Annotated in this window: 19 protein-coding genes and 1 pseudogene; 7 read left to right on the top strand and 13 right to left on the bottom strand. The window is 63.1% G+C overall.

What is annotated here, in order from left to right; translation table 11 throughout:
* Window positions 1–7: 7 nt before the first annotated feature.
* On the bottom strand, window positions 8–925 hold the full coding sequence (locus tag E8E68_RS17445; protein WP_266029522.1) for a LysR family transcriptional regulator: 918 nt from the start codon (window positions 923–925) through the stop codon (window positions 8–10).
* Between the two features lie 120 nt (window positions 926–1,045).
* Between E8E68_RS17445 and E8E68_RS17440 the strand changes: the two genes are divergently transcribed.
* The 3 genes from E8E68_RS17440 (at window position 1,046) to E8E68_RS17430 (ending at window position 3,746) form a co-directional block, all read left to right on the top strand.
* On the top strand, window positions 1,046–1,804 hold the full coding sequence (locus tag E8E68_RS17440; protein WP_266029524.1) for a 5-oxoprolinase subunit PxpA: 759 nt from the start codon (window positions 1,046–1,048) through the stop codon (window positions 1,802–1,804).
* An 86-nt stretch (window positions 1,805–1,890) separates the two neighbouring features.
* Window positions 1,891–2,778 (top strand): allophanate hydrolase subunit 1, encoded by an 888-nt coding sequence (locus tag E8E68_RS17435; protein WP_110742953.1) that lies wholly within the window; start codon window positions 1,891–1,893, stop codon window positions 2,776–2,778.
* On the top strand, window positions 2,775–3,746 hold the full coding sequence (locus E8E68_RS17430; RefSeq protein WP_280343150.1) for a biotin-dependent carboxyltransferase family protein: 972 nt from the start codon (window positions 2,775–2,777) through the stop codon (window positions 3,744–3,746). The genes E8E68_RS17435 and E8E68_RS17430 overlap by 4 nt, the downstream gene beginning before the upstream one ends.
* A 41-nt stretch (window positions 3,747–3,787) precedes the next feature.
* Here E8E68_RS17430 and E8E68_RS17425 read toward each other — a convergent pair whose 3' ends face one another.
* Window positions 3,788–4,636, bottom strand: coding sequence for a TIGR03915 family putative DNA repair protein (locus tag E8E68_RS17425; RefSeq protein ID WP_280343147.1), 849 nt, complete (start codon window positions 4,634–4,636; stop codon window positions 3,788–3,790).
* Window positions 4,627–5,847, bottom strand: a complete 1,221-nt coding sequence (locus E8E68_RS17420; protein ID WP_110742947.1) for a putative DNA modification/repair radical SAM protein — start codon at window positions 5,845–5,847, stop codon at window positions 4,627–4,629. The genes E8E68_RS17425 and E8E68_RS17420 overlap by 10 nt, the downstream gene beginning before the upstream one ends.
* A 142-nt stretch (window positions 5,848–5,989) precedes the next feature.
* Here E8E68_RS17420 and mqo point away from each other — a divergent pair, with 142 nt between their 5' ends.
* Window positions 5,990–7,567, top strand: coding sequence for a malate dehydrogenase (quinone) (mqo, locus tag E8E68_RS17415; protein WP_266029531.1), 1,578 nt, complete (start codon window positions 5,990–5,992; stop codon window positions 7,565–7,567).
* Here mqo and E8E68_RS17410 read toward each other — a convergent pair.
* Window positions 7,564–8,925, bottom strand: a complete 1,362-nt coding sequence (locus tag E8E68_RS17410; RefSeq protein WP_280343142.1) for a UDP-glucose/GDP-mannose dehydrogenase family protein — start codon at window positions 8,923–8,925, stop codon at window positions 7,564–7,566. The genes mqo and E8E68_RS17410 overlap by 4 nt on opposite strands.
* Window positions 8,926–9,169: 244 nt before the next feature.
* On the opposite strand from E8E68_RS17410, the pseudogene E8E68_RS17405 reads away from it, so the two are divergent.
* Window positions 9,170–10,217: pseudogene (locus E8E68_RS17405) on the top strand (class I SAM-dependent methyltransferase).
* A gap of 75 nt (window positions 10,218–10,292) precedes the next feature.
* Here the strand turns inward: E8E68_RS17405 and E8E68_RS17400 are convergent.
* Window positions 10,293–11,537 (bottom strand): saccharopine dehydrogenase family protein, encoded by a 1,245-nt coding sequence (locus tag E8E68_RS17400; protein WP_003248123.1) that lies wholly within the window; start codon window positions 11,535–11,537, stop codon window positions 10,293–10,295.
* A gap of 33 nt (window positions 11,538–11,570) precedes the next feature.
* Window positions 11,571–12,668 (bottom strand): carboxynorspermidine decarboxylase, encoded by a 1,098-nt coding sequence (locus tag E8E68_RS17395; RefSeq protein WP_266029535.1) that lies wholly within the window; start codon window positions 12,666–12,668, stop codon window positions 11,571–11,573.
* Window positions 12,669–12,862: 194 nt separating this feature from the next.
* Here E8E68_RS17395 and E8E68_RS17390 point away from each other — a divergent pair, with 194 nt between their 5' ends.
* Entirely contained in the window at window positions 12,863–13,072 is a 210-nt protein-coding gene (locus E8E68_RS17390; protein WP_110742938.1) for a DUF2945 domain-containing protein, read from the top strand.
* Between the two features lie 48 nt (window positions 13,073–13,120).
* Here the strand turns inward: E8E68_RS17390 and E8E68_RS17385 are convergent, their stop codons facing one another.
* From E8E68_RS17385 to yghU, 4 genes are all read right to left on the bottom strand, one after another.
* Entirely contained in the window at window positions 13,121–14,038 is a 918-nt protein-coding gene (locus E8E68_RS17385) for a pyridoxal-phosphate dependent enzyme (protein WP_266029537.1), read from the bottom strand.
* A complete protein-coding gene (locus E8E68_RS17380; protein WP_266029539.1) occupies window positions 14,035–14,709 on the bottom strand; it encodes a PAS domain-containing protein in 675 nt (224 codons plus the stop codon). Before E8E68_RS17380 ends, E8E68_RS17385 begins: the two co-directional genes overlap by 4 nt.
* A gap of 106 nt (window positions 14,710–14,815) precedes the next feature.
* Window positions 14,816–16,519, bottom strand: a complete 1,704-nt coding sequence (locus E8E68_RS17375) for an amidase (protein ID WP_266029541.1) — start codon at window positions 16,517–16,519, stop codon at window positions 14,816–14,818.
* 192 nt (window positions 16,520–16,711) lie between these two features.
* Window positions 16,712–17,551 carry a glutathione-dependent disulfide-bond oxidoreductase gene (yghU, locus tag E8E68_RS17370; protein WP_280343133.1) on the bottom strand — a complete coding sequence of 280 codons (840 nt, stop codon included), beginning with the start codon at window positions 17,549–17,551 and terminating at the stop codon, window positions 16,712–16,714.
* 200 nt (window positions 17,552–17,751) lie between these two features.
* On the opposite strand from yghU, the gene E8E68_RS17365 reads away from it, so the two are divergent.
* Window positions 17,752–18,792 carry a dienelactone hydrolase gene (locus tag E8E68_RS17365; RefSeq protein WP_280343131.1) on the top strand — a complete coding sequence of 347 codons (1,041 nt, stop codon included), beginning with the start codon at window positions 17,752–17,754 and terminating at the stop codon, window positions 18,790–18,792.
* Here E8E68_RS17365 and E8E68_RS17360 read toward each other — a convergent pair.
* The 3 genes from E8E68_RS17360 to E8E68_RS17350 all read right to left on the bottom strand — a co-directional run bounded on the left by E8E68_RS17360 (window position 18,760) and on the right by E8E68_RS17350 (window position 23,165).
* Complete coding sequence (locus E8E68_RS17360; protein ID WP_280343128.1) at window positions 18,760–19,947, bottom strand: MFS transporter; 1,188 nt, start codon at window positions 19,945–19,947, stop codon at window positions 18,760–18,762. The genes E8E68_RS17365 and E8E68_RS17360 overlap by 33 nt on opposite strands.
* 182 nt (window positions 19,948–20,129) lie before the next feature.
* A complete protein-coding gene (locus E8E68_RS17355) occupies window positions 20,130–21,716 on the bottom strand; it encodes an ABC-F family ATPase (RefSeq protein WP_016715632.1) in 1,587 nt (528 codons plus the stop codon).
* 729 nt (window positions 21,717–22,445) lie between these two features.
* Window positions 22,446–23,165, bottom strand: a complete 720-nt coding sequence (locus E8E68_RS17350) for an SOS response-associated peptidase family protein (RefSeq protein ID WP_266029654.1) — start codon at window positions 23,163–23,165, stop codon at window positions 22,446–22,448.
* Window positions 23,166–23,221 lie beyond the last annotated feature (56 nt).

The following is a 23,221-nucleotide window of genomic DNA, read 5'->3' as shown; positions in this document are numbered from 1 at the left end:
GGCAGGCTCAGCGCCGGGCCGACAACTGCTGCGGTGCCAGAAACGCATCATGGAAGTAATTGCGCACCGCTTGCATCGCCGGGCTGAACGCCCGTTCCCGGTGCCAGGCCAAGCCCACGCTCATCGGCGTCACCGGGTCGCTGATGGTCACTGTCTCGATGCGTTTGCCCTCCAGCGACCACGGGCGGTGCACCAGGTCTGAAAGGATCGCCACGCCACTGCCGTTGGCCACCATGCTGCGCACGGCTTCCACCGAACTGGTCCGCACCCGCACGCTCGGCCGCTGCCCGGCCTGTTCCCAGTAACGCATGGCACTTTGCTCGGCCTCATCCACGGTCAACAGGATGAACGGTTCACCTGCCACATCGGCCAGGCTCACCGCTGAGCGCTCGCACAGGGGATGATGCCCGGGCAGCCACAGCCGGCGCTCGGAGTTGAACAGTGTTTCCGAAACGATGTCCGGGTGGGTGAGATTGGCGGTGAGCACCACAGCCATGTCGAACCGCCCCTCCAGCAGCCCTTGCTCAATGGCACTGCGCTCCTGCTCGTACAGCTCCAGGGTCACATCCGGGTGCCAGTGTTCCAGGCGCTGCAAGTGGTGCGGCAAAAAGTAGCCGATCACCGTGTAACTGGCCGCCAGGCGCAGCAGGCCGCTGGCGCGCACGTCTGGTAGCGGGCTGTTGAGGGCATCGTCGACGCTGCGCAGGATGACATAGGCGCGGTTCAGGAAATGCCGGCCAGCCTCGGTCAGGCTCATGCCTTGGGGCGAGCGCTGGAACAGCAGCACGCCGAGCATCGCTTCCAGCTCCTTGATGGCCGTGGTGACCGCCGACTGGGAGATGTTGAGGTGGATCGCCGCCTGGGAAATCTGGCCAATTTCGGCGGTGGCGACGAAGTAGCGCACCTGGCGCAGGGTCAACGACACAGTGAACTCCGGGGGTATCTGTTTTTCAGAAGGCACCCTATCTGTTTATAGATCTTCCCAAGGGGGTGCGGAGAATCTAACGTGGCTTGCATGCCGTCACAAGTGCCAGGAGACGCCGTCATGCAAGCAGTAGACTTCAACTCGGACATGGGCGAGGGCTTTGGCCCTTGGACCATTGGCGATGGCGTCGACCATGAGCTGATGGGTTACATCAGCAGCGCCAACATCGCCACCGGTTTCCATGCCGGCGACCCCGGCACCATGCGCCGCACTGTCGAGCGTGCCAAGGCACTGGGCGTTGCCGTGGGTGCCCACCCGGGCTTTCGTGACCTGGTCGGCTTTGGCCGCCGGCACATCAATGCGCCAGCACAGGAACTGGTCGACGACGTGCTCTACCAACTGGGCGCGCTGCGCGAAATAGCCCGTGCCCAAGGCGTGCGCCTGCAGCACATCAAACCGCACGGGGCGCTGTACATGCACCTGGCGCGTGACGAAGAAGCCGCTCGCTTGCTGGTGGAAAACCTACGGGCGATCGAGCCGGAACTGCTGCTGTTCTGCATGCCAGGCTCGGTGATCTGCCGCATTGCCCAGGCCCTCGGCCAACCGGTGGTTCGCGAGTTCTACGCCGACCGCGAGTACGACCTGAGCGGCTCGATCGTGTTCACCCGCAACGTGCGGGGCTACCAGCCACAAGCGGTTGCCGAGCGTGTTCTGCGCGCTTGCCGGCAAGGCGTGGTGCGCACTGTCGAAGGCCAGGACCTGGCCATCGAATTCGACTCCATCTGCCTGCACAGTGACACCCCCGGGGCGCTCGACTTGGTCGAGGCCACGCGCAAGGCACTGGACACGGCCGGTATCGCGGTACGTGCGCCACGTTGAGTGAGGCATCCGGCCAATTGAGCCCGGAGCCTGTGTATGTTGTTTTTGCCTGCCTTTCTATAAAGATTCCAAGAAAAGGAACAGTCATGGCCGAATCGCTTGCTACCACCCCGATCCGCTACAGCTTCGGCGCCGACGAGCATCTGTTTGCCGAGGTCAGCGAAAGCATGTCGCTGGAAGCCTTTTTCAAGGGCATGGCCGTCACCCGCGCGGTAGAACGCCTGGCGCTGGAGGGTGTACTGGACGTGTGCCTGGCCAACGCGTCGTTCCAGATTCGTTTCGACCCCGACCGCATTGCCCCTGAAACCCTGCTCGAAGCCGTGCGCGGCGCCGAAGCGCAGGCGGTGGCCGAACGTTCGTTGCACACGCGGATCATCGAGATTCCGGTGCTGTACAACGACCCCTGGACCCATGAAACGCTGATGCGTTTTCGTGATCGCCACCAAGACCCGGCCAGTACCGACCTGGAGTATGCCGCACGCATCAATGGCCTGGCCGATGTCGACGCATTCATTGCCGCGCACAGCGGTGCGCCGTGGTTCGTGTCGATGGTCGGCTTCGTCGCCGGGCTGCCGTTCATGTTCCAGATGGTCGAGCGCCAGCGCCAGTTGCAGGTGCCCAAGTACCTGCGACCGCGTACCGACACGCCCAAGCTCACCCTCGGCCATGGCGGTTGCTTCGGCTGCATCTACTCGGTGCGCGGGGCTGGCGGCTACCAGATGTTCGGCGTAACCCCGGCACCCATCTACGATCCGCAGCAGACCTTGAACTACCTCAAGGAGCACATGGTGTTCTTCCGCCCCGGTGACATCGTGCAGTTCAAACCCATTGACCGCCGTGCCTATGACCAGGCGGTGGCGGATGTGGAGGAGGGCCGTTTCGACCTGCGCATTCGTCCCGTGGAGTTTTCCCTGGACGCCTTTCTCGCCGACCCGGTCGGCTACCCGAAATCGCTGCAGGAGGTGCTGGCATGATCAAGGTACTCAAACCGGGCCTGGCGACTTCCGTGCAGGACCTTGGCCGCGAAGGTTACTACCACCTGGGCATACCGCCCTCCGGTGCCCTCGACCAGTACGCCCTGAGCGCCGCCAACCACCTGGTGGGCAACCCGGCGGGCGCCGCGGGGTTGGAGTGTGCGCTGGTGGGGCCGGAACTGGAGTTCCAGCAGAATACGCTGGTGGCGGTGTGCGGTGCACAGATGCCGGTGCTGCTGGATGGCCGCGAGCAGCGCCCGGACACGGCGTTTGCCGTGCGCGCCGGGCAAGTGCTGCGTTTTGGCTTCCCCACGGCAGGCGCCCGGGCTTACCTGGCAGTGGCTGGCGGTATTGCTGTGCCGGAGGTGCTGGGTAGCCGTTCGACCTATGCGTTGGGGGCCTTGGGTGGCTTTCAGGGCCGCAAGTTGATGGCCGGTGACCTGTTGCCGGTCGGGGTGCCCAGCGGCAAGAGCCGGGCTGGCGCAAGCCTGCCGATGGCGCTGCGCCAGGCCTTGGGCGGTGAGGTGGTGTTACGGGTGGTGCCGGGCTTGTACTTCCACCGCCTGACTAAATCTGCAGCGCAAAGCTTTTTCACCGAAGCGTGGACCGTCGGCTCTGAAGCCGACCGTATCGGCTACCGCTACAAGGGCGGCAGCGCCTTGGGCTTCCAGCCGCGGGAGCAGCCGTTCGGTGCAGGCTCCGACCCATCGAACATTGTGGACAGCTGCTACCCGATTGGCTCGATCCAGGTACCGGCCGGGCTGGAGCCGATCATCCTGCACCGCGATGCCGTGTCGGGGGGTGGCTACGCCATGATTGGAACAGTCATCAGCGCCGATCTGGACCTGATCGGGCAGATGCAACCCAACCAGCAGGCGCGGTTCCTGAAAGTGAGCATGGAGCAGGCGCTGGAGGCGCGACGGTCGTACAAGAAGAAGCTCGGCTGCCTGGCCAGGCTCTTCACCTGACCCTCAGCACAGCGCCTTGCTCGGCTGGCCCCCACGTTGCCTCACGCCGACGGTGTGGGTTTGCTGATTTTTTTTCCGGCCTGAGTGGCCACTTCCAGGGCCTGGCCGTCTCGTTGCTTGCCTTGGCGTGCCAGGCCTTCGAGCTGGGGAATCAGCATGCCCTCCGGCAAGTGTCGCCAGAACCGCCCGGGCATGTGCAGGCGCAAGGCATCGGGGTTCAGGCGGGCAGGGTTGAAAGTGTGGCGATAGTAGGTGCGCCATAGCTCCGCGCCCGGGTCTTCGGCGTTGCGGGCCCAAAGCCGCCAGGTTTCGGGGCATTGCCGCTGGTAGTCGAACCCGGTACCGTCGAAGCGAATGCCATCCTGTGGCGTGGCGATCAACCAGCGTAACCGCCCCAGGCGGTCAGCAAAGTGCGGGCTGGCACTTTGCAAAATGTCATGTGCCGGCTCGTGATACGCCACCAGATCAAGCTGTAAATGTTCAACCAGGTCGTCAGGCAGCGGCACGAAGCGTACAAAGGCATGCAGGTGATGCGCTTCACGTGTCACCTGCTTGATACGCCGTTGCAGCTCACTGCCCAGGCGGTCGCCAGCCAGCATGGCCGTGCGGTCGCCATGGGCCACGCGCCACAGCACTTCGTACAGCAAATTCCAGCGTTGTTCGCCACGGTAGCGCGAGGCCTGCTCCAACTGGCTCAGCAGTGCTGCCGGGACTTTGGCCCGGAAAGGCCCAGGCCCCTCAGGCGGCGTTGCCGGCACGGCCAGCAGGTCCGCCATGGGGCCTTGCGACCAGGTGACTTGCGATGGGTCGATGCCATGCCCCAACAACCCCCGGGCCTGGTCGCGCCAGGTGGCAAACAGGTCGTCGCAATCGAGCGCAATCACCCCCACAACCCCATCTGTACCGGTGCCTGCGGCTCACGCAAGCGCGCCCTCAGCAGGCTGCTGCGCAATTCGGCTTGTGCTGGGCGGTAGTCGCTGGTGACGATGAACGGGCGCGCCTTGTCCAGCACGCAGCGCAACTGAATCAGGTCGTCATAGCGGATCCGCCGCTCCCGCCGCAGGGCCACCAGGCGCTGTACGCTGCGCAGACCGATACCCGGGATGCGTGCCAAAAGCGCTGGCTCGGCGCGGTTCACGTCCAGTGGGAAGACTTCACGGTTGGCCAGCGCCCAAGCCAGCTTGGGGTCGATGTCCAGCGCCAGGTTACCGCTCTGGCCCAGCAGTTCACCGGCTTTGTAGCCATACCCGCGCAGCAGGAAGTCAGCCTGGTACAGCCGATGTTCGCGCAGCAACGGTGGTGCGGCCAGCGGCACGCTGCCCGGGCTGTCGGGGATCGGGCTGAAGGCTGAATAGTACACGCGCTTCAGGCCATAGCCCTGGTACAGCGACTCGGCATTGCGCAGCAAGGTGCTGTCGTCGGTGCTGTCGGCACCGACGATGACCTGAGTGCTTTGCCCCGCCGGGGTGAAGCGTGGCGCCTTCGGCTCGTTGGCCACGGCTTGCTGGCCTTGGTGGATCACACCCATGGCCTGGCGAATGGTGTGCGCCTGTTTCTCGGGTGCCAGTCGCTTGAGGCTGGCGTCGGTCGGCAGTTCGATATTGACGCTGAGCCGATCGGCCAGGCGGCCGGCCTCTTCGATCAGCAGCGGGTCGGCATCGGGGATGGTCTTGAGGTGGATGTAGCCGCGAAAGTTGTGCTCCTCGCGCAGCAGCCGGGCGACGCGGATCAATTGCTCCATGGTGTAGTCCGCCGAGCGGATGATGCCAGAGCTGAGGAACAGGCCGCTGATGCAGTTGCGCCGGTAGAAGTCCAGGGTCAGACGCACCACTTCCTCGGGGCTGAAGCGTGCGCGCGGCACGTTGCTGGAGCGGCGGTTGACGCAGTACTGGCAGTCGTACAGGCAGAAGTTGGTCAGCAGGACCTTGAGCAGCGATACACAGCGGCCGTCCGGGGTATAGCTGTGACAGATACCCATGCCGTTGGTGGCACCCAGGCCGTCAGCGCCGCGCGAATTGCGCTTGGGCGCACCACTGCTGGCGCAGGAGGCGTCGTACTTGGCTGCGTCGGCAAGAATCCCGAGTTTGGCGATGAGTTGCATGGTGGCTGACCTGCGATACTGAGTATTCATACAGTATTTTGAGATGTGGTCGATTGCAAGTGTTTGCGTCGTCATACCCGACTAAATGCGTCGGCTAAGCTTGTGGCTGAACCACGGACAGCAACGAGGCGCGGGAGAGGTTATGAAGATCACCATCAAGCCAAAACTGGCGATGGCCGGGCTGGCCCTGGCCATCGGCATGCTCAATGCTCAAGCGGCGGAAACCAGGAAGGTCGATGTGCTGCTGGTGGGCGGCGGCATCATGAGTTCTACCTTGGCCGTGTGGCTCAATGAGCTGGAGCCGGGCTGGTCGATGGAAATGGTCGAGCGTCTGGACAAGGTTGCCGAGGAGAGTTCCAACGGCTGGAACAACGCCGGCACCGGCCACTCGGCCCTGGCAGAGTTGAACTACACCCCGGAAAAAGACGGCAAGATCGACATCAGCAAGGCGGTGGAAATCAACGAGTCGTTCCAGGTAACGCGCCAGTTTCTCGCCTGGCAGGTCAAGCAGGGTGTGCTGAAAAATCCGCATTCGTTCATCAATACCACCCCGCACATGAGCTTTGTCTGGGGCGATGACAACATTCGTTTCCTTAAAAAGCGCTACGAGGCGCTGCAAGCCAGCCCGCTGTTCAAGCCCATGCAGTATTCCGAAGACCATGAGCAGATCCGCAAGTGGGTACCGCTGATGATGGAAGGCCGCGATCCCAACCAGAAGCTGGCCGTGACCTGGACGCCGATCGGTACCGACGTCAACTTTGGCGAGATCACCCGGCAGTATGTGGGCTACCTGCAGACCCGGCCGAATTTCGACCTCAAGCTGTCGACCGAGGTGCAGGACATCACCCGCAACGACGATGGCTCCTGGCATGTCGAGTACAAGAACCTGAAGGACGGTAGCAAGGCGGCCACCGACGCCAAATTCCTGTTCATTGGCGCTGGTGGTGCGGCATTACCGCTGCTGCAGAAATCGGGGATAGACGAAGCCAAGGACTATGCCGGCTTCCCGGTGGGGGGGTCGTTCCTGGTCACCGACAACCCGGCCATCGCCCAGCGCCACATGGCCAAGGCCTACGGCATAGCCGCCACCGGTGCGCCGCCGATGTCGGTGCCGCACCTGGACACCCGGGTGCTCGACGGCAAGCGCATGATCCTGTTTGGCCCGTTTGCCACCTTTTCGACCAAGTTCCTTAAACAGGGCTCGCTGCTTGACCTGCTCGCCAGCACCAGTGTGCACAACGCCTGGCCGATGGTACGGGTTGGGGTGCGCGAGTTCGACCTGGTGCAGTACCTGATTGGCCAGGTGCTGCAATCCGACAACGACCGTTTCGAGGCGCTGCGCACCTATTTCCCCGCAGCGAAGCAGGAAGACTGGCGGCTGTGGCAGGCCGGCCAGCGGGTGCAGATCATCAAGAAGGATGAGGCCTTGGGTGGTGTGCTCAAGCTCGGTACCGAAGTGGTAACGTCCAGAGACGGCAGCATCGCTGGCTTGCTGGGCGCCTCGCCGGGGGCCTCGACCGCCCCGCCGATCATGCTCGATGTGTTGAACAAGGTGTTCAAGGACAAGGTGGCCTCGCCCGCGTGGCAGGCAAAGATCAAACAGATCATTCCGTCCTACGGCATGCGCCTGAACGACCACCCGGACCAGGTGCAGAAGGAGTGGGCCTATACCAACGAGGTGCTGCAGCTGAACCCTCCCGAGAGCGTTGTGAAGCCTTAGCAGGCCTGCGGGCGGTCCTTCGCGGGCGCCCCCGGTGCCTGCACCTGGCCGCGGCCGATGCCGTAGTAAGTCAGGCCGGCGGCGGCCATGTGTTCAGGTTCGAACAGATTGCGCCCGTCGAACACCACCCGGTCGGTCAGCTGTTGCGGCACCTTGTCCAGGTTGAGCACGCGGTATTCCTGCCATTCGGTAACGATTACCAGGGCATCGGCACCCTCTAGTGCATCGTCCTTGCAGGGCACCAGTTGCAGGTCGGCCCGCGGCCCGTAATGGCGCTGGATTTCTTCCATGGCCTGCGGATCATGGGCCTGCACCCGGGCGCCAGCGGCCCACAGCGCTTCCAGCAAAACCCGGCTGGCGGCCTCACGAATGTCGTTGGTGTTGGGTTTGAACGACAACCCCCACAGGGCAAATACCTTGCCCTGCAGGCCCTCGCGATAGTGGCGCTGGATTTTGCTGAACAGCCGGTTCTTCTGCTGCTCGTTGACCGATTCCACCGCGCGTAGCAACTGTGGCTCGAAGCCTTCGGCCTCGGCACTGCGGCGCAGGGCTTGCAGGTCTTTGGGGAAGCACGAACCGCCAAAGCCGCAGCCGGCGTAGATAAAGTCGTAGCCGATGCGCGAGTCTGAACCGATGCCACGGCGCACCATTTCGATATCGGCGCCCAGATATTCGGCGAGGTTGGCAATTTCGTTGATAAAGGAAATCTTGGTCGCCAGCATGCAGTTGGCCGCGTACTTGGTCAGCTCGGCGCTGCGCGCATCCATGACCATGAATTTTTCGCGGTTACGGCTGAAGGGCAGGTACAACTCGCGCAGCAACTCCAGTTCGGCAGGGCCCGCGCCGCCGATGATGATGCGCTCGGGGCGCATGCAGTCGGCCACTGCCGACCCTTCCTTGAGGAATTCCGGGTTGCTGACCACCTGGAAGCGGCTGCCATCGGCCACGGCTTGGGCGATGCGCGCTTTGAGGCGATGTACCGTACCCACCGGCACGGTGGACTTGTTGACGATGACCTTGGGGCCGTCAGCATGCTGGAGGATGCTGTCGACCACGGCGAACACGTGCTTCAGGTCGGCACTGCCATCGGCTTGTGGCGGGGTGCCGACTGCAATGAACTGTAACCTGGCATAGTTGGCAGCCTGGCCGGCATCCGTGGTGAAGCGCAGGCGACCGCAGGCCAGGTTGTTCTCCAGCATGGGCGCAAGGCCGGGCTCGAAGATCGGGCAGTGTCCGGCGCCGAGGGCGGCGACCCGCTCGGCATCGACATCCATGCACAACACCGAGTGCCCCACTTGGGCCAGGCACACAGCCTGGGTGAGGCCGACATAACCGGTACCGAAAACCGTGACCTTCATTTCACCGCTCCTTGATTAGAAAGCTGAAAAAAAATGTCACATCGGTGTTTAGGAATTGTTACCTGCTGGCTGATTTCGCTGGCTATTCAGCCTGGATTGCTTTGCCTACAGGCAGACCATCTAAACTTACTTATGGCTTGCAGGTAACCGTTCGTACAGCGAGCCGAAACCCTTGAACCGACCACCGTCACCCGGAGCGGACCCTCAGCGCTGGCGATGGCCTTCTTGCAGAGGAGGACAGGTCATGGACGAGGCAAGGCTTCACGATTTCATGGGCAAGCTGGTGGGCGACATGGGCGCGGCGGCGACCCTGGCCAATGTCATTCTCGGCGATGAACTGGGGCTGTACCGGGCCATTGGCTGACAGCCAGCCGACTACCCCCGAGGCACTGGCGCAGAAGACCGGCTGCCACCCGCGGCTGGTGCGCGAATGGCTGAACGCCCAGGCGGCATCGGGCTACATGGTGCATGACCAAGGCCGCTTCGTGCTGCCGGAAGAGCAGGCCATGGCCCTGGCACTGGAGGATTCGCCAGCCTACATGGCCGGCGGCGCGGCAGTGGTGGCGGCGCTGTTCCATGACAAGGACAAGCTGGTTGCAGCCATGCGTGGTGACGGCGGGTTGGCCTGGGGCGACCATCACCCGTGCATGTTCAGCGGCACCGAACGGTTCTTTCGACCGGGTTACCGCACCTTCCTGGTGGCTGAATGGCTCCCGGCACTCGAGGGCGTGGTGGCCAAACTGCAGGCGGGCGCCAAGGTGGCGGACGTGGGTTGCGGCCATGGCGCCTCGACCCTGGTCATGGCCCAGGCGTTTCCGGCGTCCACCTTCGTGGGCTACGACTACCATGGGCCATCCGTTACCACGGCCAGCGAACGTGCTCGCGATGCAGGGTTGGCAGGGCGGGTGAGCTTTCAGCAGGCCAGCGCCAAGGATTATCCGGGGCATGACCATGACCTGGTGTGTTTCTTCGATTGCCTGCACGACATGGGCGACCCGGTGGGGGCCGCGAAACATGCTTACCGCGCGTTGAAAGACGACGGTACGGTGATGCTGGTGGAGCCTTACGCCGAGGATTCGCTGGAGGGCAACCTGACGCCGGTCGGGCGCTTGTTCTATGCAGCGTCGACGTTTATCTGCACGCCGAATTCGTTGTCGCAAGAGGTGGGTCTGGGTTTGGGGGCACAGGCCGGGGAGGGGCGGTTGCGGGCAGTCTTCGAGGAGGCGGGGTTCCGCAGCTTCCGGCGGGCGACGCAAACGCCGTTCAACCTGATTCTGGAGGCCCGTAAGTAGCGCTTGCTGGCTTGCTTGTTCGCGGGCCTGAAAAACAGACGGGGCGCCTGGTTGGCGCCCCGTCTGCGTGACTGCTTAGGCTTCAGCGTCCCAAGGACGATCACCTTTTTCATCCTTGACGCGGGTCGGCAGGCCCATCACGTCCAACGCCTTGAGGAACGGCTCGGCTGGCAGTTCCTCGACGTTGACCATGCGCTTGGCATCCCATTCGCCCCGGGCAACCAGCAGGGCGGCAGCCACTGGCGGTACACCGGCGGTGTAGGAAATACCCTGGCTGTCAGTCTCGGCGTAGGCTTCTTCGTGGTCGGCCACGTTGTAGATGAACACTTCGCGCGGCTGGCCATCCTTGGTGCCTTTGACCAAGTCACCGATGCAGGTCTTGCCGGTGTAGCCAGGGGCCAGCGAGGCTGGGTCCGGCAGCACGGCCTTGACCACTTTCAGCGGTACCACTTCCAGGCCTTCGGCGGTTTTCACCGGCTGCTCACTGAGCAGGCCGAGGTTTTTCAGCACGGTGAACACGTTGATGTAGTGCTCGCCGAAGCTCATCCAGAAGCGCACGTTCGGCACGTTGAGGTTCTTCGAAATCGAGTGAACTTCATCGTGGCCGGTCAGGTACAGGTTTTGCGAACCTACCACGGGCAGGTCGTCGGTACGCTTGACTTCGAACATGGTGTTGCTGGTCCACTGGCTGTTCTGCCAGCTCCACACTTGCCCGGTAAACTCGCGGAAGTTGATTTCCGGGTCGAAGTTGGTGGCAAAGTATTTGCCATGCGAACCGGCATTGACGTCGAGAATGTCGATCGAATCAATGCTGTCGAAATACTGCTGCTGCGCAAGTTTGGCGTAGCTGTTCACCACACCCGGGTCGAAACCGACGCCGAGAATGGCGGTAATGTTCTTTGCCTGGCACTCTTCGAGGTGTTTCCACTCGTAGTTGCCGTACCACGGCGGGGTCTCGCAGATCTTGCCCGGCTCTTCGTGGATGGCGGTGTCCAGGTAGGCGACACCGGTATCGATGCAGGCACGCAGCACCGACATGTTGAGGAAGGCGGAACCCACATTGATCACGATCTGCGATTCGGTCTCGCGGATCAGGGCCTTGGTTGCCTCGACATCGAGGGCGTTGAGCGAGAAGGCCTGGATGTCGGCGGGTACCTTGAGGCTACCCTTGGCCTTGACGCTGTCGATGATGGCCTGGCATTTGGAGATGTTCCGTGACGCGATAGCGATACGACCCAGTTCGTCGTTATGCTGCGCGCACTTGTGGGCCACCACCTTGGCGACACCTCCTGCACCAATGATAAGAACGTTCTTCTTCAATTTACCTTTCGCTCCTTACTCTGAAAGCCGGTCTTACGACAGGCTGGAAACGTAGTCTTCGAAACCGAACTCGCGAACCACTTCGACGCTGCCGTCGAGTTGCTTGACCACGATGGATGGCATTTTCAGACCGTTGAACCAGTTTTTCTTGACCATGGTGTAACCGGCCGTGTCGATGAACGACAGGCGGTCGCCAATGGCCAGCGGACGATCGAATTGGTACTCGCCGAAGATGTCACCGGCCAGGCACGACTTGCCGCAGACCATGTAGGTGTGCTCGCCGTCGTTGGGGGCCATCTTGGCGTTGAGGCGGTAGATCAGCAGGTCGAGCAGGTGCGCTTCGATCGAGCTGTCGACCACGGCCAGGTGCTTGCCGTTGTACAGGGTGTCGAGCACGGTCACTTCCAGCGAGGCGCTGTTGGTGATGGCGGCTTCGCCAGGCTCCAGGTACACCTGCACGCCGTAGGTTTGCGAGAAGGCCTTGAGGCGCGCGCAGAAAGCATCGACCGCATAGTCTTCACCGGTGAAGTGGATACCCCCACCCAGGCTGACCCATTCGACCTTGTGCAGCAGGTGGCCGAAGCGCTCTTCGATGTGGCTGAGCATCTTGTCGAACAGGCCGAAGTCACCGTTCTCGCAGTTGTTGTGGAACATGAAGCCGGAGATCTGCTCGATCACTTGCTCGATCTTGGCCGGGTCCCATTCGCCCAGGCGGCTGAACGGGCGCGCCGGGTCGGCCAGCAGGTAGTCGGAGCTGCTGACTTGCGGGTTGACGCGCAGGCCCCGCACCTTGCCTTCGGACTGTTCGGCAAAGCGTTGCAGCTGGCCGATCGAGTTGAAGATGATCTTGTCGCAGTTCTCGAGCATTTCCTCGACCTCGTCGTCGGCCCAGGCCACGCTGTAGGCGTGGGTTTCGCCGGCGAACTTCTGGCGGCCGAGCTTGAGCTCGAAGAGGGAGGACGAAGTCGTGCCGTCCATGTACTGCTGCATCAGGTCGAATACCGACCAGGTGGCGAAGCACTTCAGGGCAAGCAGGGCCTTGGCACCGGAGTGTTCGCGCACGTAGGCGATCTTCTCCATGTTGCTGAGCAGCTTGGTTTTATCGATGAGGTAGTACGGCGTCTTGATCATTTAAAGGCCCCCGGCCAGGCCGGCCAAAAAAAGGACACGCATTGTGCCTTCACTTGCCGCAGACCGAAAGGGTGGGATATGCATTTCGTCAGGGTTGACGTCATTGCGAGGGGATTTTCCGGTTGCGGCGGGCTCAGTAGAACAGCGGCATGTGACTATCGTAATCAGCAACCGTGTACCGTGAGGAGAATCCGATGAGCAACGTGTACAAGCCAGGCGACAACGTGCGCTGGAATTCCGAGGCCGGGATCATCCACGGCACGGTGGTCAAGGTGCATACCCGTGACGTCGAGTTTTGCGGGCGGCACCGGCACTGTTCGCAGGATGAGCCGCAGTATGAGGTGAAAAGCAGCAAGACCGGGCACCTGGCGATGCACAAGGAAACGGCGCTGGAGAGGGACTGAATGACCCTCGCGGCGTCGAACCGCAGCGAGAGGTCGGTACAGGTAACCTCAATCGGCGTGTTGCAACCAAGCCTGGATCTGCTCCAGCGTCGCCGTAGCCCCGCCACACACCACAACCAGCACATTCTGCAAGTCGGCCAGTGCGCTTGAATCATAGGCTAACGCCAATGCCGCCCCACATGCGGGCTCCACCAGCAGCCGATGGTCGAGCAGGAACCGCTCGCAGGCCTCCAGCGCCGCCCGGTCACTGACCAGATGGCTGTGCACCGGATGCGCAAGCGTGCAGGCCAGCGCCTGTTCAGCCACCCGCTTGGCACCGAGCGAGCTGGCGATCGAGGCAATGCGCTGCAGTTCGACCGTGTGCCCGGCTTGCATGGCAGCGTGCAGCGAGGCAGCGCCGGTGGTTTCCACCGCCAGCACCGGCACATCTCCCCAGCCATTGCGCTGTAGCCCCTCGACCACTCCGCTAAGCAACCCGCCACCGCCCACTGACAGCACCACCGCATCGGGCTTGACCCCGGCTGCTGCCACCTCGTCGACCAGGCTGGCATGCCCGGCCCACAGCAACGGGTCATCGAACGGATGAATAAAGGCATCGCCAGCGCCGACCAGGGTCAGTGCCAGTTCGTTGGCCTCTTGCCAGGAGCTGCCGTGCACCACCACCTTGGCGTCCTCCAGGCGCAGCAGCTGCTTGGCCCGTTCAGTGGTGGTTTCGGGCACTACCACCGTCACCGGTACCCCCAGCTTGCGCCCGGCGTAGGCTACCGCCAGGCCGGCGTTACCGCCCGAGGACGACACGAAGTGCCTGGCGCCACGCGCCTGATGGACCTCGCAGGCGTGGCCCACACCGCGCAGCTTGAACGACCCGCAGGGTTGCAGGGCATCGAGCTTGAGCCAGATGTTGCGCCCGGCAGCCAGCGACAGCGGGCGCGATTCGATCAGGGGGGTCTGAATGTGCAAGGTCATTGGCTGGCTCCGCGCAATTGCTCGAGGTAGTTGTAGATGGTGTAGCGGGTGACGCCGAGGGCGCTGGCGGCTTTCTCGACCCCGCCCTTGACGATGAACAGGCCACGCTCCTGCATTACCCGTACCGCTTCGACCTTGGCCTGCTTGTTCATCCGCCCCTGGCCGCTGCGTTGCAGCGAGGCCTGGATGATTTCGCTCATCAGCAGCTCCATGTCGGCCGGTTCGCTGGCGGCTGGCGTGGCGCCCAGTGGCTGGAACTGCTGAAGGAAGTTCATGGCAGCGTCCAGGCCTGTGACGTCAGTGTTGACGCACAGGCTGGCGAACGGGTGGCCGCTGCTGTCACGGAAGATGGCCGTTGCGCTGCGTAGCGTGCGGCCTTTGAGCGTGGTGGGGTAGTCGGGCAGCACCACCGGCTCACGGCCTTGCTGGTCGGCTGAGGCCTGCATCAGGGCCTTGAAACCCTGGTCCTGTTCCGGTGCTGCAAGGATGGGGCTGCCGATGCTGCGCCCTGAAAGATGGCCATTGACGATCGCCACCACCGAGTGTTCGGGGTGGTCGAGGTCGTGCAGGAGGATTTCCATGTTGCGGGCGGCAACGCTGCCCAAGGCCTGGATAGCGGCCTTGAGCACGGTGAGGGTGAGCTGGCGTTCTTCGAGGGGGGCGATGGACATGGCAGATCGATAATTCAACATTTTGTGCATTCTTACACATGATGTTGAATTATGCGATCTGTGTCGGGCCTGCCGGCATCATGGCTGGCAAGCCAGCCCCCAGTACTCAGCCGAGAGCCGGCGTACGTGGCGGGATCATGCGGCGCGAGCCGGTCGCCTCGAAGGCGGCACCATAGCTCAGCAGCGCGTTGTCGCTGTAGGCCTTGCCGGCAAAGGTCAGCCCCACTGGCATGCCGATATCGGCCATCACGCCCATCGGCACGGTCACGGTCGGCACGCCCAGGTGACGAATCGCCAGATTGCCATTGGCCACCCAGATACCATTGCTCCAGGCAATGTCTGCCGATGCCGGGTTGACGTCGGCATCCGCCGGGCCCACGTCGGCCACGGTAGGGAACAGCACCGCGTCCAGGCCCAGCGAGTCCATCCAGTCTTCCAGGTCCAGCTTGCGCGTCTGTTCCAGGCCACGCAGGCCATCGGGCAGGGTCTCGATCTGGTCCCAGGTCTTCAGGCCGCGCTTGGCCATGTTGACATATTCGTCCATGCCGGCCGCCAGGTCGTCTTCACGGTTGGGCAGGGTGCCCGGGTCGTGCGGGAAGATCTGTGGGCCATCGACATCCGCCAACTGGTTGAGTTTGGGGTCGCCGTTAGCGCGCAGGAAGTCGTCGAAGCCCCAGCCCGACAGCTCCCACAACTCATCATGCAGAAACGCCTTGCTGACGATGCCGCGGTTGTACACGGTCGGCGCACCCGGGCGGTCACCTTCGCAATTGGACACCAGCGGGAAGTCCACTTCCAGCACTTGGGCGCCGGCCGCTTCCAGGGCCTGACGGGCCTGCTGCCAAAGGTCGATCACCGAGGCGCGGGTGTTGATGCGCTGGCCGGTCGGCCCGCCGATGCCTGGTTTTTCCGAGGTGCCGGCTTCGGCGTCGGCATTGATATACATGCGTGGCACGCCAAAGCGCTTGCCTTTGAGCGCGCTGGCATCCACGGCCAGGTCCAGGTACGAAGCAGGTCGCACCGTGGAGGCTGCGGGGATCGGTACCCAGGGTTGCAGGCGCCACAGGTCGCCGCGTTTGTCGGCGTCATCGGCGACAACGACGTCGAGAATTTCCAGCAGGTCGGCCATGGTGCGCGCATAGGGCACGACCACGTCCATGGTTGGCGTCAGCGGCCAGTTGCCACGTACCGAAATCACCCCGCGCGACGGGGTATAGGCGCACAGGCCATTGTTGGACGCCGGGCCACGGCCGCTCGACCAGGTTTCTTCGGCCAAGCCGAAGGCGCTGAAGCTGGCAGCGGTAGCCGTGCCGGCACCGTTGGACGAGCCCGAGGCAAAGGGTGCGGTCAGGTAGTTGGCGTTGTACGGGCTTTCGGCGCGGCCATACACGCCACGCTGCATACCACCGTTGGCCATGGGCGGCATGTTGGTCTTGCCCAGGCACACGGCACCGGCGGCGCGCAGGCGCTCGATGGTGAAGGCGTCGCGCTGGGCCACCAGGTCCTTGAAGGCTGGGCTGCCGGACGCAGCGGTCAGGCCCTTTACCAGGTAACTGTCCTTGGCGGTGTAGGGGATACCGTCCAGCGGGCTCAGCACCTGGCCGTTGGCGCGACGCGCATCGGAGGCCTCGGCTTCTTTCAGCGCTTCTGGGTTGCGCACCACGACAGCGTTCAGGGCGGTGGCAGTGTCAGCGCCATCGTAGGCGTCGATACGTGCCAGGTAGGCCTTGACCAGCTCGACCGCTGTGGTGCGGCCCGACTCGAGCGCTGCGCGCAGCTCGGCAATGGAAACCTCGGTTACCTCGATCATGCGTTCACCAAAAAAATGTACAGGTGGGGGCTATTGCGAGGAGTGTACAAGAAGGGCTGGGCGGACGCAGGTTTGCGCGGGGGCAAATGGTTTTATGCAGGCGGGCATTGTCGGGGGCTGAACCGCCCCCTTCAAGGACGACGCGGTCCCCCTGCAGGGCCGCGTCCACTCGCCTGGGCGACCTTGGACAGGTCAGTCCAGGTCTTGCGCCGCATGCCGCTCCGGCACCTGGCTGGCTTCATCGCCCCATGTACGGTTTACCCGGGTGCCACGTTGCACCGCTGGGCGCGTGGCAATTTCGTCGGCCCAACGCCGCACATGCGGGTACTCGTCCACCGCCAGGAATTCCGCTGCGCCATACAGGTTGCCGCGCACCAGCTCGCCGTACCATGGCCACACGGCGATATCGGCGATGCTGTAGTCCTCGCCACCCAGGTAGCGGCTTTCGGCAAGCCGGCGTTCAAGCACATCCAGCTGGCGCTTGGCCTCCATGGTGAAGCGGTTGATGGCGTACTCGAACTTTTCCGGCGCATACACATAGAAGTGGCCAAAGCCGCCGCCAAGGTAGGGTGCCGCTCCCATTTGCCAGAACAGCCAGTTCAGGCTCTCGGTGCGCGCCGCTGGCGAGTTGGGCAGCAAAGCGCCGAACTTGTCCGCCAGGTACAGCAGGATCGAGCCGGACTCGAACACCCGCACTGGCGGCTCGACGCTGCGGTCGAGCAGGGCGGGGATCTTCGAATTGGGGTTGACCTGGACGAAGCCGCTGGAAAACTGGTCGCCTTCGCCAATGCGAATCAGCCAGGCATCGTATTCGGCACCGGCATGGCCCAAGGCAAGTAGTTCTTCAAGGGCAATGGTCACCTTGACGCCGTTGGGCGTAGCCAGCGAATACAGCTGCAGCGGGTGCTTGCCCAGCGGCAGCGCCTTGTCGTGGGTCGGGCCGGCAACCGGGCGGTTGATGCTGGCGAACTGGCCGCCGGAGGCTGCGTCGTTGCGCCAGACCTTGGGTGGCACGTAGGCGTGTTTGCTCATGCATGAAGCTCCTCAAAGGCGCGAAATCGGTCACGTAAAGACGTGGACCTGCATCTATGCCACGGGTTCGACGCAATGCGCAAATGCACAGGGCGCGCGCACGCTTTGCATGACGCGGTTTTCATCCAGTTTTCATCCGGCACGGGGCAGGCGGGTTCTATGCTGGGCTCTCCCTTCGCCCTGCACGGAACCGCCGGCCGATGACTCTCCTTCGCAGCCTGATGGCGTTGGCCTTGCTCGGCGGCCTGTTGGCCCATGCCGAAGCTGCGCCATGGACCGTCGGGCTGCACCACATGACCCTGGCCGACCCGGTCGACCGCCGGCCCATGCAGGCGCTGGCCTTTTATCCGGCCGCTGGCCAAGCCCGCAGCACCCGCATAGAGGGTTACCCGCTGGAAGTGGCCGAAGAAGCGCCAGTCGCCATGGGGCGATTCCCGCTGCTGCTGCTGTCGCACGGCAATACCGGCAGCCCATTGGCCTTGCATTACCTGGCGACCTCGCTGGCGCGCCAGGGGTTCGTAGTGGTGGCGGTGGTGCATCCAGGCGACAACGCTCGCGACCCTAGTCGCCTCGGTACCCTGAGCAACCTCTATGGCCGACCGCTGCAAGTCAGTGCTGCCATCACTGCAGCCCGCGATGATGCGTTGGTCGGGCCTTACCTGAATGGCGGCAAGGTCGGTGTGATCGGCTACTCGGCGGGGGGTGAAACCGCGTTGATCCTGTCTGGCGCACGCCCGGACCTGGACCGCCTGCGCCAGTACTGCCTGGAGCGCCCGAACGACGCCGATGCCTGCAAGACCCACGGCATACTGATTGCCGACCGTAGCGAACTCGTGCCCGAGGCTGACCCGCGGGTGGGCGCCACCATGTTGATGGCACCTTTGAGCCTGCTGTTCGGCCGCCATGCGCTACTCGGGGTTCACGTGCCGGTGCTGATCTATAGCGGTGACAGTGACCAACTGGTGGCCGTAGAGCGTAATGCCGAACCCCTGGCCCGAAAACTGCCCATCACGCCGGACTACCGCTTGTTGGCCGGTGCCGGGCATTTCGTGTTCATGGCCCATTGCGATACCGAGCAGTCCGCGCGGATGCCGGCGTTATGCAAGGATGCCGCCGGCGTCGACCGTCGGCATATCCATCATTCGCTGCAACGCGAGACGGCGGCATTCTTCCGCCAGGCCCTGGGGGCGCCGGAGCCGGCTGAGCAGTCAGCTGCGGCGGGCGCGCAGCAGCAACGTTAGACCCACACCGGCCAGGGCCAGCAGGGCGGCCACACAGAAGATCGAGGCATAGCCCAGGTGCACAGCCACGGCCCCCATGACCGGCCCGGCGATGGCCAGCGCCATGTCGAAGAACACCGCATAGGCCCCCAGCCCTGCGCCGCGGCTGCTGCTGGGCACCTGCTTGATCGCCTCGACACCCAACGCCGGGTACACCAGCGACAGCCCGAACCCGGTCAGCCCGGCACCCACCAGCGCCCACGGCGGTGAAGGCGCAAGCCACAGCAGGCCAAGACCCAGTACTTCCGTGGCCATACAGGCGACTGCCACGTTGTAGCCCCCAAAGCGGTTGACCGCGTTGACGAACAACAACCGCGAAATGATGAAGCAGACGCCAAAGACACTCAGGCACCAGGCCGCGCCGGCCCAGCCGCGTTCAAGGTAGTAAAGGGTGACAAAGGTGGTGAGGGTACCGTAGCCGATCGAAGCCAGGGTCAAGCCCAGGCCGCACGGCGCCACCCGGCCGAACGCTGACCAGAACGGCAGGCGATCGCCGCGTACCACGACGACGTCGGGGCGCTTGCGTAAAACCAGCAGGGCGAGGGCCGCCAGCACCAGCAACGCCGGCCCCAGCACGCTGAAGTCCAGCACGTCCACGGCCAGCACCCCGAGGGGCGCACCAATGGCGATGGCGCCATACGAGGCGATACCGTTCCAGGAGATTACCCGGGCAGTGTGCTCCGGCCCCACCTGGCTGATACCCCAGCTCAGGGTAGCCACACCAATAAGCCCTTGGGCGATGCCCAGCAGCAAGCGCCCGCCTAGCAGCAGGGCCAGGCTCAGCAGTGGTGCGCTCAGGGTCCAGGCCGACAACAGCGTCAACACCCCGCAACTGGCAATCCCCAGCAAGCCAAAGCGGATCGCCTGTTTACCACCCAGGGTGTCCGCCACCTTGCCGGCGAGTGGGCGGCTGAGCAGGGTGGCCAGGTATTGCAGGCCAATGGTAACCCCGGCGACCACTGCGCCGAAGCCGAGTTGGTCGTGCACGTAGCTGGGCAGCACCGCAATCGGCAAGCCGATACAGAGGAAGGCAATGAAGGTGTAGAAAACGATCGACAGGATCTGCAGGGTGATGTGCAGCGTGTTGCTGGCGGGGGCAGGTTGTTGCGCTGTCATGGGCTCTTTCGCGGGCGGGCGGTTGGGCGTGGTCCCATCATGGCCGTTGCGCGAAGGAAAAGAAAGCAGGCTAACGAATTATTCGTCGGGTAGTACCAGTGGGTGGGACTGGTGGTCGGTTCTTTGCAGGCAAGCTCGCGAAGAAGCCCGGCCACACACGGTGGCCAGGCTTTGCGCTGCAATCAGACCAACACGCCCTGGCTACGCAGGTAGTCATCGTAAGTGCCGCTGAAGTCGACCACGCCATCGGCTGACAGCTCGATGATGCGCGTGGCCAGCGACGACACGAACTCGCGGTCGTGGCTGACGAACAGCAGAGTACCCGGATAGTTTTCCAGCGCCAGGTTCAGTGCTTCGATCGATTCCATGTCCAGGTGGTTGGTCGGTTCGTCCATCACCAGCACGTTCGGCTTCTGCAAAATCAGCTTGCCGAACAGCATGCGGCCTTGCTCACCGCCGGAAATCACCTTCACCGACTTGAGGATTTCGTCGTTGGAGAACAGCATGCGACCCAACGTGCCGCGGATCACCTGCTCGCCGGAGGTCCACTGGCCCATCCAGTCGAACAGGGTCATGTCGTCTTCGAAGTCGTGGGCGTGGTCCTGGGCGTAATAGCCCACTTCGGCACTGTCGGTCCACTTCACCGAGCCGGCATCCGGGGTCATTTCGCCGACCAGGGTGCGCAGCAGGGTGGTCTTGCCGATACCGTTCGGGCCGATGATCGCAACGCGCTCGCCTGCTTCAACCGTGATGTCGAAGTTCTTGAACAGCACTTTGTCGTCAAAGGCTTTTGCCATTTTCTCGACGACCACTGCCTGACGGTGCAGTTTCTTGGTCTGCTCGAAACGGATGAACGGGCTGACTCGGCTGGACGGCTTGACCTCGGCCAGCTGGATCTTGTCGATCTGCTTGGCACGCGAAGTCGCTTGCTTGGCTTTCGAGGCGTTGGCCGAGAAACGGCTGACAAAGGTCTGCAGCTCGGCGATCTGGGCTTTCTTCTTGGCGTTGTCCGACAGCAGCTGCTCACGCGACTGGGTGGCGGCGGTCATGTACTCGTCATAGTTGCCCGGGAACAGGCGCAGTTCGCCATAATCCAGGTCGGCCATGTGGGTGCAGACGCTGTTGAGGAAGTGACGGTCGTGGGAAATGATGATCATGGTGCTGTTACGCGCCGTGAGGATCGTTTCCAGCCAACGAATGGTGTTGATGTCCAGGTGGTTGGTCGGTTCGTCGAGTAGCAGCACGTCCGGGTCCGAGAACAGTGCCTGGGCCAGCAGCACACGCAGCTTCCAGCCTGGCGCTACTTCGCTCATCGGGCCGAAGTGCTGTTCCAGCGGGATACCCAGGCCCAGCAGCAGTTCACCGGCGCGGGATTCGGCGGTGTAGCCATCCATTTCGGCGAATTCGGTTTCCAGCTCGGCGACGGCCATGCCGTCTTCCTCGGTCATTTCCGGCAGCGAGTAGATGCGGTCGCGCTCGGCCTTGACCTTCCACAGTTGGCCGTGGCCCATGATCACCGTATCGATCACGGTGAATTCCTCGTAGGCGAACTGGTCCTGGCGCAGTTTACCCAGGCGGGTGTTCGGCTCGAGCATGACCTGGCCACCGGACGGCTCAAGGTCACCGCCGAGGATTTTCATGAAGGTCGACTTGCCGCAGCCGTTGGCGCCGATCAGGCCGTAGCGGTTGCCGTTGTTGAACTTGACGGAAACGTTTTCGAACAGTGGCTTGGAGCCGAACTGCATGGTGATGTTAGCGGTAGAAATCAAGTGCTTGTCCTGCGGGGGTTCCAGAGGTGTATTTAGGCCCTCGGGTCCGTTTTGGGCCAATGTCGGACCAATTCGACTCGGGGCGGCAGGTTCTCCAGCTCCCTCCAGTCCAAGGAGGAGCTGATCCATTTCGCGCAAGTAGAGGGCACCATTTCCACGCTGTGGCCGAGCTGGTCGCAATGAACGGGGGTTCATAACAGGCATCAGGCACATGGTGGCTAGGTGTGGCGGGTGTCGTCCTGCCGGCGTTTTCGGATGGTCAGCGCCTTGAGCGCCGATTTTAGGCGGCGGATTGTAACACTTGGCTCGTTGAACCACAGCCCACCTTTGCGTCGTTGGAACCTGAAAGGGCTTACAGGTGGGCTAATTTGGAAGCCATACGACGAAGGGTCGCCATCCGCGGGGGGGGAGGCGTTGGGCATGGGGGTGTCAGCCTTGATATTTTCAGCGTTTGTCAGATCGAGCGCCGCCCGCGCGGCGCATCGCGAGCTGCGCTCGCTCCTACATTTGTTTCGGGCCAGTTATTCCTGTGGAATTTGTGCGCGAACGCTTTGGCGCATGGCTCGGTATCGTGTCGTACAAACCAGGCGGTCGCGCGCGCCCGCACAGGCGTTACTGGCCCGAAACAAGCGTAGGAGCGAGCGCTAGCTCGCGATGCGCCGCGCGGGCGGCGCTCGATCTTGCAAGCGCCAACACTGTCATGACGAACACCTCCAGCCACACCCTAACTCAACGCCATAAGTTGCCCTGGCGGCCCTGCTCATCGAGAGGTTCAATCAGCTCCGGTCCTTGATTGCGGACATTGCCGACTGCTTTTCCTACCGGGAACCAGCGGAAATCCTGAGCAGGCCGGCATCCCGCTTCGATAATCTCCGCTGCGCGCTCGGGCGTCGTGGCCGGGTTCACCCATTCCCGGGCAACTTCAGGGGCCAGCACCAAGGGCTTTCTGTCGTGGATGTCGACCAGCCCCTGATCGGCTGCTGCAGTGATGATCACGAACCCGTCGCGCTCGTCCGGTTCAATGCCGTGGTGCACTTCGGCCAGCGCCGCGAAGAAGAGCGGGCCGCCGTCGGCGCTGGTGATGTAGCAGGGCTGCTTTCGCTTTGCGTCCGCTGGATCGACGATCCACTCAAACCAGCCATTGGCAGGCGCCAGGGCGCGGCCGTTCGGCCAGAGGCCTTTGAAGAACTTCCCCGTCGCTACCGTCTCGGCCCGCGCATTGATCGGATCCGGGCGTGTGCCTTTCGCCCAGAACGGTGACCATCCCCACTTGACGCGATCCACGCTCAACCCATCCGCTACCTGGCGAACGATTTCCACGCGCGTGGAGGGCGCTATGTTGTAGCGGTTGATCGGCTCATGGTCGTAACCATTGATCACCACCAGGTCCAGCGACAGCTGGCGCAGGTAGTGATCCATCGACTCATACATCGAGTACCGTCCGCACATTTTCCACCTCTCGCCCGTCAGAAATTTCATCACCCAGGATTGACCGGGCACCCGAT

Origin of the sequence: Pseudomonas sp. BN607 (assembly GCF_029871175.1) — a bacterium.
GTDB lineage: Bacteria > Pseudomonadota > Gammaproteobacteria > Pseudomonadales > Pseudomonadaceae > Aquipseudomonas.
Note: the sequence above shows the minus strand (reverse complement) of the source record. Positions and strands in the feature narration are given on the sequence as shown.